The organism is Bradyrhizobium sp. UFLA05-153 (genome assembly GCF_054185185.1).
On record NZ_JBBIAM010000064.1, the window covers coordinates 41,106 to 53,595 of the forward strand.

At 57.0% G+C, this 12,490-nt stretch carries 8 protein-coding genes and 2 pseudogenes; 6 read left to right on the forward strand and 4 right to left on the reverse strand.

Annotation, left to right across the window (positions count from 1 at the left end):
- Nucleotides 1-317: 317 nt before the first annotated feature.
- A pseudogene (locus tag Q2941_RS30715) lies at nt 318-721 on the forward strand (LysR family transcriptional regulator); the annotation flags it as partial.
- Between the two features lie 274 nt (nt 722-995).
- On the opposite strand, the gene Q2941_RS30720 reads toward Q2941_RS30715, so the two are convergent.
- The gene (locus Q2941_RS30720) at nt 996-1,811 is read right to left on the reverse strand and encodes a hypothetical protein (RefSeq protein WP_458194742.1); all 816 of its coding nucleotides are present in this window, start codon (nt 1,809-1,811) and stop codon (nt 996-998) included.
- Between the two features lie 559 nt (nt 1,812-2,370).
- On the opposite strand from Q2941_RS30720, the gene Q2941_RS30725 reads away from it, so the two are divergent.
- From Q2941_RS30725 to Q2941_RS30735, 3 genes are all read left to right on the forward strand, one after another.
- Nucleotides 2,371-3,201 carry a transglycosylase domain-containing protein gene (locus Q2941_RS30725; protein WP_458194743.1) on the forward strand — a complete coding sequence of 277 codons (831 nt, stop codon included), beginning with the start codon at nt 2,371-2,373 and terminating at the stop codon, nt 3,199-3,201.
- A gap of 401 nt (nt 3,202-3,602) precedes the next feature.
- Entirely contained in the window at nt 3,603-4,910 is a 1,308-nt protein-coding gene (gene tcuC / locus Q2941_RS30730; protein WP_458194744.1) for an MFS transporter, read from the forward strand.
- Nucleotides 4,911-5,315: 405 nt separating this feature from the next.
- Entirely contained in the window at nt 5,316-5,891 is a 576-nt protein-coding gene (locus tag Q2941_RS30735) for a MarR family winged helix-turn-helix transcriptional regulator (protein WP_458194745.1), read from the forward strand.
- A gap of 389 nt (nt 5,892-6,280) precedes the next feature.
- On the opposite strand, the pseudogene Q2941_RS30740 reads toward Q2941_RS30735, so the two are convergent.
- Together Q2941_RS30740 and Q2941_RS30745 are read right to left on the reverse strand one after the other, a co-directional pair.
- Nucleotides 6,281-6,460, reverse strand: a pseudogene (locus Q2941_RS30740) (type II toxin-antitoxin system RelE/ParE family toxin); the annotation flags it as partial.
- A 1,022-nt stretch (nt 6,461-7,482) separates the two neighbouring features.
- Entirely contained in the window at nt 7,483-8,391 is a 909-nt protein-coding gene (locus Q2941_RS30745; protein ID WP_458194747.1) for a LysR family transcriptional regulator, read from the reverse strand.
- A 288-nt stretch (nt 8,392-8,679) separates the two neighbouring features.
- Here Q2941_RS30745 and Q2941_RS30750 point away from each other — a divergent pair, with 288 nt between their 5' ends.
- Together Q2941_RS30750 and Q2941_RS30755 are read left to right on the forward strand one after the other, a co-directional pair.
- The gene (locus tag Q2941_RS30750) at nt 8,680-9,183 is read left to right on the forward strand and encodes a hypothetical protein (RefSeq protein WP_458194748.1); all 504 of its coding nucleotides are present in this window, start codon (nt 8,680-8,682) and stop codon (nt 9,181-9,183) included.
- On the forward strand, nt 9,084-9,623 hold the full coding sequence (locus Q2941_RS30755; RefSeq protein ID WP_458194749.1) for a VOC family protein: 540 nt from the start codon (nt 9,084-9,086) through the stop codon (nt 9,621-9,623). Before Q2941_RS30750 ends, Q2941_RS30755 begins: the two co-directional genes overlap by 100 nt.
- A gap of 159 nt (nt 9,624-9,782) precedes the next feature.
- Here Q2941_RS30755 and nifA read toward each other — a convergent pair whose 3' ends face one another.
- Complete coding sequence (nifA, locus tag Q2941_RS30760) at nt 9,783-11,600, reverse strand: nif-specific transcriptional activator NifA (RefSeq protein WP_458194750.1); 1,818 nt, start codon at nt 11,598-11,600, stop codon at nt 9,783-9,785.
- Nucleotides 11,601-12,490: the final 890 nt, after the last annotated feature.

The window sequence follows — 12,490 nt, forward strand, 5'->3', positions numbered from 1 at the left end:
CTCGGTCGCTTGCAACGGTTCCTATGCCTATGCGCTACGCTCGCGCGTGCAGCAAGAGCTCATCGAACTCTCACGCGATAGAGTCGCTTAATAGGAAATACCGGCCTAATGCTCAACAGGACCTCGGACGGCGGATTGTTTTGCATCGTATTCATCCGGCGTAGCTCGTGTCCCAACCGTCGAGGCAGTTTCGACGAGTACCGGGCCAGCGAATTGAAGCGAACAATCGGTGGAGGACGGACTCCTCCTTAGGTGTGCACCGCCGCCTTTTCAACGCAATCATCGTTGCTAAACGACTATCCTCGTTTGGAGCAAAAATGCAAACATCCCGCCGGTTTCTTCCGTCCACCGCAAGGCTTGCAGCTTTTGACGCCGCGGCCAGAACAGGCAGCGTGACCCTAGCAGCTCGCGAGCTCAGCCTCACCCAGAGCGCGGTCAGCCGGCACATCAAGAGCTTGGAGGAGCAGCTCGAGATCGCACTTTTTGCGCGTGTGGGCCACACGATCCGCCTGACCGCTGCCGGCGAGGCCTATGCGCGCGATGTTCGCGAAGCGCTGCGGAAGATCAGCACTGCATCCTTCAACGTTTGCCCCAAGGGCGATACGCTCGATCGCGACGACGATCTTGGTAAGCTTCAGCACGCGCAGGCCGGCGCCGCGACGTCCTAAATTCCCGGCGCAGAAATCCAGACGCGACGATCACTTTTGCGACGCGCTTTACGCACGAGCGTCCGGTTTCGGATGGAGGAGATCGATGAGAGAGGCTTTCGGATCAATCTCGCCGAGACACACCGTCATGAATGGCGTCGCCATGACAGGGAGACCGTTCGGCGCCAGCGAACCGCCCGGCCTTTCTTTCGAGCGAAGAATATCATCGCCTCTGGCGGGCTCGATCTCAAGGCCGTACTTTTCAACACGTGACCAATCTGGCGCGGCCAACCCGAGCAGGCGAGCCGCCCTTGTCCAGAGCTTAGAATTGGCTACGATCTCGTCTCTTCAGTCAAACTTGTAGGAGGCCTGCAAGAACGTGCCGCGGCGATCTATGCTGTATTTTCCGAGCTCAGGCCCACTGACTATGCCAGGGCCGCCGCACCCGCTGCATATGAAATCGCTACCCCTCTTAGTCCACATCGCCCAACGGCGGCCACCGACGCCGACGCTGAAACTTGCTGGTGAAAAAGTAGGATAGCATTCCTTCGACCTGGAGGCCGCCACCACCGTTTCCGCGTTGATCGAAGAAGGTCGGCGTGGGGCGCATTCCAATGCGGTATCCTGATTGGCGACGATCCTGTTGTCGCCTGGGGTCAGGCATGCAAGGTCGGGGTTGCCGATCTGCACGCATCCTGTCGTGTCCGACTTCTGGCCGTAATAGGTCCAGCCGACAAATCCACCGACCTTGTAAGTACTGCCGCGCGTAACCGCATCGGCCGTGTAGTATGCAAACCTGCCGTTAGCTTGGCCTGATATTGTGTTGGAATAGGACGCGCGGCGCGGGATGCCCCAATCTTCGTCGATCCACCACCGGCACCGCCGTGTGTCACGCCGAGTAGGTTGTACGTCCCGCTCGTCTTTTCGCGAGTACATAAGCCACAAGTTCGCGCCGGGGACTGTCGAGGAAGCCGCTTCATTTTCTAGGGGCGTCACAAAGTCCAAGAATTTTGCCTCAATAGACAGCAATCGCGCTACGCGCGGGGCATCGAGCACAGACTCAAGGGAGCTTGTTTTCGCTCGGAGCCATTTCGAAACTGCCAGCGAAACATCATTGAGCTCGCGGATCAGGTCGACCGCCGGTGTCAGCAACGCCGTTCTCACCGAATCTTCCGGACAAAGTTGACGCACTTGCGACAGATGTCAGGTATTGCCGATTTGTCGCTTTAACACCCGCGCGAAGGTGCCACACTTGCCCTCTATGTGGGCGGCCGAATCTGCTCGCCGATTTCGAGAGCAGAATCCACATCAGACAGCGGGAGCATCGATGCCTGGTCAGAACGTCATTTGTTTCGATACGGCTCGCAAGATACGGCGCTCGAAGAAACTGCAGCTCGAGCGACTTTCAGGTGAGCACCGGCGATCGATCGTCCTTGTGACCAGGATGGATCAATTTGGACTGTCCGACTTTTCCAAAGACGAATTCCGGTCATTTCGTTCGGCTTCCGCAATCCTAAGCGGACCCGTAAGCTGAAATTGAGACACGCACTCGGCCGCAGCGTCCTCGAATGCAGCGGATCATGGGCTGTATATATCGAACTGAAAGATCCACGTGAGTAAGACTATTCCGCCGAACTGGAGGACCACGATCCGGCACTGCCTGTCGGCCCCTCAGCTGTCTTCCGATTCCGCCCTAGTATTCTGCGCAAGGGAGTTGCGGACATTGTGTGGCCGTTACTCGCGACTCATAGACCGCATCTCTCTCGGCCGACGGCAGCGCTGGCTGCTTCTCGAGCCCGTTTCCGAAACCCTGACCCTGGTTTTTGGCGGACTGATCCTGTTGTTGGCGTTTGCGGTTCCCACCATTCGCGCTCCCCTGCAAGAGGATTGGCTGAAGGCTTGCAACGTCGCGGCGTGTCTTTTTGATCAGTTCGGCGATCCGATTCGTGGCAGGCCGGTTGACCGTGGCGTTTCGGCCCCGCTTGAGGATTTTCCCGACGCGCTGATCAAGGTCACTCTCGCAACCGAGGACCGCCACTTCTACGACCATTTCGGCATCGATTTTCCAGGTGCTCTCCACGCTCTCCTGACAAGAACAGAGAACGACGGCGTTCACCAGGATGGCTCCTCGATCACCCAGCAACTCGCCCGGACTCTGCTTTCGAACACCGAGCGCGGCATCGGACACCAGATCAAAGAAGTATTCCTTGCGGTCTGGCTCGAATGGCATCTGACGAAAGATGAACTCCTGAGACTTTACCTGAACAGTGTCAATATGGGCGGCGACACCCTCGGCGTCGATGGCGCCGCGCGCTTCTACTTCAATAAGCCGGCCCGCGATGTGACCCTCGCGGAAGCTGCTATGCTGGTCGGCCTGATCAAGGCGCCGACAGGTTATGCCCCTCACATCGACTTGACCACAGCGCGTGCTCGCGCCAACGTGGTCCTGGACAACCTGGTCGAAGCCGGGTTTATGACTGAAGACGAAGTGCTGAGAGCACGGTCCGATGCAGCCAGAGTAGTCGTGCGAGGTATGAAGACTTCGCCGAATTAACGCAGCTTTCCCACCGTTGCTCAGGACCGGTATTTGACACCATGCGTCGCCACTGGCCGTCATCTGGCGTTCCATCGCAAAACTCCGGCCGAGCTTGCGTGCTCGGCGAGCGATTTCGTCTGAGCTTATTCTGGAGTGAGCGTCGATTGATATTCGGTCTCTCCATTTTTGCGCTGCCGGCTAGTCCCGACTTCTACACGGCGCTTAAAACACTGTCATGCAGCGACCCACTCCTCTTATGTTAAAACATGCCGAAACTTTTACTTCTGTGAACTGTCGCCGAAAACATGCCGATAATTTAAAGCGCTTCAGAATTTGTCGGCACACCTTCCGATAAGCGAATCACGGCCGGACTGGAATGCGTTATTCCACAATCGGCCATTTCAACGGGAACACGCGCGATGTCGAACTCAACTGTCCCACACGGACAAAAATCACGCGTCGGTGCGATTCTGCGTGCCACAAGCGGAAATTTTCTCGAGCAGTTCGACTTCTTCCTGTTCGGTTTCTATGCTAGCGCCATTGCGAAGGCATTCTTCCCATCGGACGATGAAACCGCTTCGCTGCTTAACACCTTTGGTGTGTTCTGGCTGGGCGCCTTAATGCGCCCGATCGGCGCTATCGTGCTGGGCGCTTGTATCGATCGGATCGGCCGTCGCCAGGGTCTCATCGTCACGCTGTCCATCATGGCGATCGGCACGGTGGTCATCGCATTCTGTCCGACCTATGCGACCATCGGTATTGCCGCTCCCATAATCGTCCTGCTTGGACGCCTCCTACAGGGCTTTTCCGCTGGCGTAGAAGTCGGTGGCGTTTCGGTCTATCTATCGGAGATTTCAACGCCCAATAACCGCGGTTTCTACACCTCGCTCCAGTCCTCAAGCCAGCAGGTCGCGATCTTCGTCGCAGCGATCCTCGGCTACGCCCTTAGCGAGATGATGCCGCCTGATACTGTTCTCGTCTGGGGTTGGCGCATTCCGTTCTTTGTCGGCTGCTTCATCATTCCGCTGATCTTCTTCCTGCGCCGAACTCTCGAAGAAACGCCGGACTTTCTGGCCATGAAGAGGCGCCCCACTGCTCGCGAGCTCTTTGCCTCCGCCGTCGCGAACGTGCGCATCGTAGTCCTCGGCATGATGATTGCGATCCTCACGACCACAACTTTTTACTTCGTTACTGTTTACACACCAACATTCGGCAAGAACGTGCTGAAGCTCTCTTCACAGGAAGCGTTGTCGGTCACCATCCTCGTCGCGGTGACCAACTTCATTTGGAATCCGGTTGGCGGCGCTGTGTCCGACCGGATCGGCCGAAAGCCGGTTCTCCTGACCATAGCCATCCTGGCACTACTAACCACTTATCCAGCACTACATTGGCTGGTGAACGAGCCGAACTTCGGCAAGATGCTTGCGGTGGAAATGATGTTCTCATTCTACTTCGGCATCTATAGCGGTACCATGCTGGGGTGCCTGGTGGAGATCGTGCCGGCGCATGTGCGCACCACCTGCTTCTCGTTGGCCTTTTCACTGGCGGCCGCGCTGTTTGGTACCTTTACGCCGTTCGCCTCGACTTGGCTGATAGATCAGACAAATGATCGGGCTTCCCCCGGCTTCTGGCTAATGTTTGCAGCCGCACTCGGCATCATCGCGACACTCACCGTCTACCCAGGCCGCCCTCAAGCCGCAGAGAGTGGCGAGGCCGTCGCAGCCTGAGCGCGCCAATCCTGAACTCGATCTCGAATTGGTCTAACAATGTCGCCGCTCGGGGCTGCGCTGGGCGTGTTCCACCATCATCACCAGCCAGCTCCCGGTAGACCGTAAGCGCTGTTCAGCGGCCACCTAGCGGAAAAGGGTCGATCTGCGAGTCTGCGGTTTGCTCGCAATACGCACCGGTGAGCTTGATTTCCACGTAACAGCGACCGTTTTTGACGGATTTCCCCACAGTACCCGTGCGAATCTGCGTCATATAGTCGAGCGTTGTCGGAACGCATCGGGCCATGAACCGGTCATCGCCCCCGATGGTGTGAGCGCGTGACATCGGACCAAGTGCGCTGAACAACATTGGCCCTTTCTTGAATCCTTCGACAGCAAGTCTGAACCTGGAGATCTTGACATTGGATGGCGCCGAATTTGCCTAAGCCAGAAACACCATCCGGAAACGGCTCTACTGAGAGTCAAGAAATGGTTTGGCGATTCGCGTATGAGATCAGATCTATTAATGTATGTCTGGAAGATATTCGCCATTTCTGGGGCAGTGCACTTGGAATTACCGGGCCACAATTGATGATTTTGATGGCGCTGAGTGACCTGGACAGGGACAAGGGCGTTCCGGGCAGCGCGATTGCGAAATTGCTGAAGGTTGACCCGTCGTTCATAACGATACAATCGAAACTGCTGGAAAAGAAAGGATTCCTGCGGCGCAAGTCGAGCGCTAACGATGCTCGTGTCATGCAGTTGTCGTTAGCGGTTAAGGCCCGCAAGCATCTCGCGAACATCGCTGCACAACAGGAAGAACTCGATCAGTTTCTGTTCGGTGATCTGGTTCTCCAGGAACTGACCAGATCGGCTGGCGGGCTTACTGCACTCAGACATCGACTGGAGAGAGCTCGCTTGAGACTAGAGTTGGAGTTCTTAGGACTAAGACGTGCAGATCCTCGGAAATGGCGTGGAGATCTGCGCATCTTGACGCGGTAGGGACATGACTCGATGGTAAGCGCTCGTTCTCAGGCCACAGCCTTGAGGGCTTGAGTGCACTAGCTCCTGGGCACTAGCTGGTCGATCGAACAATTTGGATGTCCGTTGATAATCTCGTCAGGACGGTGAGATCTCCCTCGTGCCCATAGAAGGTGGGCGCAAAACGACGCTACACTATCGACGCCATGCCCTTTAAAGAGCCCGCCCCGATATCCCAATGGCCGTCTAAGCCTTGCGCTACGCACGTGTCCGCTGAGCACCGCGCTGGGAGATCATAAGACCGTATGTCCGTCTCTGCCGGTGAGGTGGCTTGCCCTACACTGCGCGTCCGAGTTGCTCGGGCGGTCCGAGCCGATCCTCATCACAGGAGGACGAGCCGTGGCGGATTAAATGCGATACCCCGGCCCGTAGTCGATCCGCAGCTCGCTGACGCCCTCGCCAACCGGTTTCACATCGCCCAGATTGAGTTCGAGACGGCGAATGCGGGCGGCGATCCGAGCAACGGCATTCGCATCTTTGAGCGCCCGGAGCCAATTCGCAAAAGTGTCTGTCTGGCGGACTTCGAGCATGTGCATCTTAATAGACAGCGCGGCGTGACTGTCAACTAAAATACACAGCTGACTGAGGGGCCCTCACGTCCTTCCGCATCCCGAAGCCCGCGACAGGAGAGGCGACAGCGCCGTCGAGAGACTCCGTGCTCTATAAGCGCCTGCCGCGACTGTTTGGATTCGCCCCATTGATGGACGATGCCGACGGCCGTCCCGTGTGGGGAGAATTTGGACCATCACGCGAGGTATCAATCGTGTCCTAAAATCTACTAAAATACCGAATTCCGCAAAGTATTGAAGGAGCTTTGCACAGCGGCAGTCATCATCGCTTCAACAAGCACCTGTATAGACTCGATAGCAGATCGACGTGCGTTCCACGAGCTGAATGACTGCAGGGCGGGCCTCGCTTGAGCGCCAGCTTTCAACCTACCATTTCTGACCAGCGGCGAGCCGTTGCTGAAGAGAATATTCTGTTGGAGTCCCTATCCATGGATCACGCTTCACCCAAGCAGGAGCAAACGTTGGAAACTCTGGTAAGCGTGGCATTTGAGAAGTCATGGCGTTTCGTAGAGAAAGATCCATTCCTGACCCATAATGCGGAGGCTTTGCTGCGCGCTCGGCTGCGAGTCCACCTGGAACGCTCATTGAGAACGGGTGAGAAGAATGTACTTCATCTGGCCAACAACGCTATTGGGAATCTACGTACTGAACTCGGACGGCGGCCCGGACTGTAGTCTCGCCCTCAGTGGAGGCCCCACCGCGGTTCCATGGGCGCCGATCAGGCGCCTTGCATTGACTGCGCCCCACACTCCGGATTGTCTCATCCCCCGCGACAGGATCAACGACGCGCAGCATTCCGGTACAATTCAACGGTCTCAACTGGCCGATTTAGTCCTCCGAGAGGAGGCTCTTCATCAAGCCCCCGGTCCATGACGGCACGGAAGATTCATGTCGCATCAGACCGACCAAATAGCAAAACGTTCCCCCGCCGCGACCAAAACCTTTGTAGCCGTTCTGAAATGACGCTCACTCGCATGTGGGGCTCATCCAAACTCCTTTGCCGTTGCCCTAATCATCTCAAGAAGCCAGATCAAGCCCGTGTCGTTCGATCTGTACCTGTGCCACTGCACGGATAGTTGCATGGGCGGGAGCTGGAACGGAAGTTCGACAATCCTGATCGGTAGCCGGCCAACTACCTCCTTTGCGAGGCGCCGGTGCGTCGTCGCGATGCGATTGGTACCAGCGACCAGCCCGGGCATCGCACTGAAGCTATAGGTGGTCACGTCTATCCGCCGTTCTACGCCGCGCCCCGTCGCAAGGGGTGTTTCGAGTGACTGGCCGTCTTCGGCGCCTCGCATCACAACATGGGGCGCCGCCAAGAATTGTTTCTTGGAAAGCTTGCCGGTCGCGTAGCGTCCCTTGCTCCACGCGACAGCGCAGAAATCGTCTTGTAGAACTATCTCCGAGGGGTGACGCTTCGAGCAGAACTCGTTCGGAATGATAAGTAGATCGGCCGTTCCCTGTTCGAGCAGCCGCTCCGGCGCACCGACCTGGCTCACAAGATTGAACTTCACCTCTGGTGCGATTCGTTCGCAACGCCGAAGTAGCGCCGGTGCGATCGTAGTGAGCGTGTACTCGGAAGCCAGGATGGTGAAGCAGCGTTCCGACCGTGAAGGGTCAAAGCGCGAGCTTGTGGCGACTGTTCCTTCGATCCGAACGAGCAGATCTCTCACTGATTCCTTGAGCGATTCGGCTCGTGGTGTGAGTTCCATCTTTCGGCCAACTTTGGCTAGAAGTTCGTCTTCAAAATAATCACGTAGACGCTGAAGCGCGCTGCTCATGGCGGATTGCGTCATGTTCATTCGTGCCGCGGCCGCGCTCACATTGCGTAAGTGAAGTAGGTGATCGAGCGCGATGAGAAGATTAAGGTCAAGCCTGTTGTTGAAACGCATCCATTCCTTCCTGCAGAGCCAGTTAGCTCTATCAACGTGAGAAATTTCCACAATGGATTTCTAAAATGGCTGGAGACGCTAGACAGTGCTGGAGGACAACGCGGTGACTTCCGAATGGTCAAATAATTTCCGCACAGCGGCCGGAAACGCGCGTTAAAGATCCTAGCGGGGCACGAAAGCAGCGCTCGAGCCCCCATCAGACACCAAGGCATTGCATCCGCAAAGTGAGTCGCCGAGACCGTTGGCGGTCTCGTTGCGTGAAACGGATACGGACTGGAGACAAGAACAATGAAAATCGTCGGAGTGGACAGCCTCATCTTCGGCGTCGACGACGTAGCGGGCTCTGCCCGGCTTCTCACGGACTACGGACTGACGCCGATGCAGAGCTCAGAGAGTGGTGGTCGCTTCGAGGCCATTGACAGCACATCGGTGGTGATCGCTCACGAGAGCGATGCGTCGCTACCTGCGCCGCCGAGCCTGGGTTGCCGACTCCGGAAGACGATGATGGGCGTGGCCAATACGGCAACACTAGAGGCAATTGCCGCAGAATTCTGCCGCGACCGCGATGTTCACTATCTCGATGACGGATCCATCGAGTCGATCGACGACGCAAATTTTGCGATCGGCTTTCAGGTTTCGGTCAGACGGGAATTCGTACTTCAGGGCGAATTCTCAAACGCTCCGGAACGTACATGTTCCGGCCGATCAATAGCCTTGGTGTTTTGCCACCAGCCTCCGTTATCCGCCCGCGAACGCTGTCGCACGTCGCATACTTCGTACCTGACGTCCTGAAAGCGGAAGCATTTTACGTCAATCGGCTTGGTTTCCGCTGCACTGACCGCTTTACCGGGACCGGTCCGTTCCTGCAGCCGGATGGCAGCCTCGACCATCACACTCATTTCCTCCTCGCCGCGCCCCCGCACATGCAGGGGCTGAAACACTTCGCTTTTCACTTCGGCGGCCCAACCGAGGTGATCACCAATGGTTACCGTTTTGTTGAGAAGGGATACCAGGCTTTCTGGGGTCCCGGCCGCCACATTCTTGGGTCGAACTGGTTCTGGTATTTTAACAGCCCATTCGCATGTCATATTGGGATGGACGCAGACATGGATCGACACGACGCGAATTGGAGGCCGCGCGAGATGGCGATATCTGCCGATCCCTCGCAGGCCTTCCTCTTAAAGATTTCGAAGAACTGGTCTCCGAGCCCCGTGCATGGCGACGACGCCTGATTGGCAAAGGTCGATAAAATCGGCCAGGCCGGGATCTAGCCTAAGGAGCGACGCGCCGGCTTCTATCGGTTCCAAGGTGCAAGGAACGTGCAGGGCAGGTCTTCATGAATTGGCCGCAAGCCCGCGGTCCTGGCAGGATAGACCAAGTCCAGCAACAGCTCACAGACGTTTAATTTCGATGCCATATTTCCTCAGCGCGTAGCCGATTTGGCGCGGCGTTAGTCCGAGGAGGCGGGCTGCCTTTGCCTGTACCCAACCAGTTTTTTCCATCGCGGCAATGAGTCGCTCGCGATCCGTCAGCTTCGCACCACTCACGAGCGCACCATCTGCCGGCGCGGCCTCGACAGGTGGAGTGAGAACGGCAACCGACGCGGCTACGTCAGGGGTTGGCATAGCTGGCCTCGTCGATAGCTCACCAATCGATGCGGCCCGCCGCTTGGTCTCATCCAATCCGCTTTTCCACAGTAGCGCGGAGAGGCACTGACCGTGACAGCAAGCAAAATCGCTCCTGACAATGAATGGCCCCGGCGCCAGAGTTGCAGTCCGCTGCACGCAGTTTTCGAGTTCACGCACATTGCCCGGAAAGCCGCAATTCATCAGCACGTCCATGGCACTCGGATCGAAAGTTAACGTTCGACTGTTCTCGCTGTTAAAGCTTTTGAGAAACTCAGTGGCAAGCAGCGGAATGTCGCTGCGCCTTTCGCGCAACGGCGGCAGCAGCAAGGGAACTACGCTAATGCGATAATAGAGATCGGCGCGAAACTCGTTTTTTGTCACCGCCCCTTCCAGGTCCTTGTTGGTTGCAGCAATCACGCGAACATCAACTTTCATGGTGTGGCCGCTACCGACCCGCTCGAACTCCTGCTCCTGCAGAACCCTCAACAGCTTTGCCTGAAACGAGCCCGATATTTCGCCAATCTCGTCCAGAAACAGCGTGCCCTTGTCAGCAAGCTCAAAGCGCCCTTTGCGTGAATTAAGAGCGCCGGTAAAGGCTCCCTTTTCATGACCGAACAATTCGGACTCTAGCACTGTCTCCGGCAGCGCTGCGCAGTTCATTTTGATGAACGGTCGCTTGGCACGCGGGGATAGCTCATGAATAGCTTTGGCCACCAGCTCCTTGCCAGTGCCCGATTCACCTCGCAACAGAACCGTGGCATTCGACTTGGCTACCACCGCGATCTTGTCGAGCAGTCCGCGCAGCGCCGGACTGGTACCTATAATACCATCGATGTGAACTCTCTTACGCTCTCGCGCCGGCTGCTTAAATTCGAGAAGCTCCTTCTGCCATCGAGAGCTCTCCGCCATGAGGCGCTTGCGGTCGCGCGCCACCAAACGATGGAGCTTCACCGCCTGTCCAACGAGGTTGGCGATCATGGTCAGCAACCGGACATCGGAATCCAGCGAGAACATCGAATCGATGTCTGGCGCGCGCTCGATGGATAGTGTTCCGACGACTTTTCCGTCGACGCTGATGGGAACTCCGATGAACGATAACCGTACGTGGTCGGACGCGCCGAGCACGTCCATATCAGCTGCGCTAAACGCTGGATGCGTGGCAACGTCGTCAGCGACAAACGGGATGCCCGCCGCCACAATCTCCTCAATCGCCTTTTGCGGCAGGCGCATCCGGTAGCGCTCATCGCTTCCTTCGCTCCAGCCGGCGCCGACCGCAATCTCCGGCACGTCATCGTCTGCCAGGAGAGAGACGACGCCATGCCGCATCTGCAGAGAGGACTGCAGCAAATCGATCACGCTTGCCAGCGCGACTTCGAGCCGCGAAGGACTGGCGAGCATGTTCGATATTTCGAACAGTCCTCTGAGTGCGATTTCGTTCAATGGCAGGACCACCGAATGATTCGAACCGTCGCCCGGGTCATGCCATTCGGATTCGCTAGCAATATGCACCGCGACAACGCTGACGTCGCCCTTCCTCGCCGTGTTTTCACTTACTTCGCACTTCGAAACATTGTCTTGCATCGCACACTCGATCTCGCGCGCATTCCGATTGCGCCAGGAGATAACACTTTTTCATGGCACGATGATAAATGATACACCCTCATTGATTCACACTCCTTCACAAAATCGCGCGAGAACTCCATTGGAACAAGACCGCCGTAGATATGCCGACAATCAGCAGCGATCTTTCGTATGTATGCAGATCCCGTCACATATGTTCTACGTCATCGCGCGAGGTCGAGCGTGACGTTCGAGCACAACATGCGCTTTTCGTTCTCCCACCATTGCGTCCCGGCCATTGGAGGAGGTATGCCAACCCAGTGCGATAAAGCGAGCCACATTGCCGCCGGCGAGCGATTGCGTGCGCGCAGATACATCGCACTGCATAGAAGCGCGACAGTTTGTGAGTCAGAGAATTGAACGCCCATCAGGCCAACAGGCTCCGCCGCTGACAGTCGTTGATCGGTCCTTCCACGCTACGACTGACGTTGTCGATGATGTCAGTGGCGTGCTATCCGGCACCTGGGGCGAGACGGCGCGCTTTTTGGCAATGCAGCAAGCGCATGTGGCAACACTCATCAAGTTCGATTATGCGGCGCGGCGGCCCCCTGCGACAGCCAACTCGACTTCGCCATCAACGTCGGGCTCCGTTTCCTACTGATATAGATCGCCATCGACGGCTTGCCACGCGCAAGGTGGTGTGCCAACCCGAAAACGCCTTCTAGCGGTCTGGCCGATGCTGCGGCTCCCTGTCAGCGCCAGCATGTTCTATCTTCCCTCCTGCGTAGGTTACTGCGGCGTAAAACGGACCTCGACGTCCATTTCCGATATACAATACCGGAGCGCATCGTCGGCTGCCATGTCGAGAACTAAACCCATCGTTCATTCCGTTGTCCTTGCCACAGTCATAT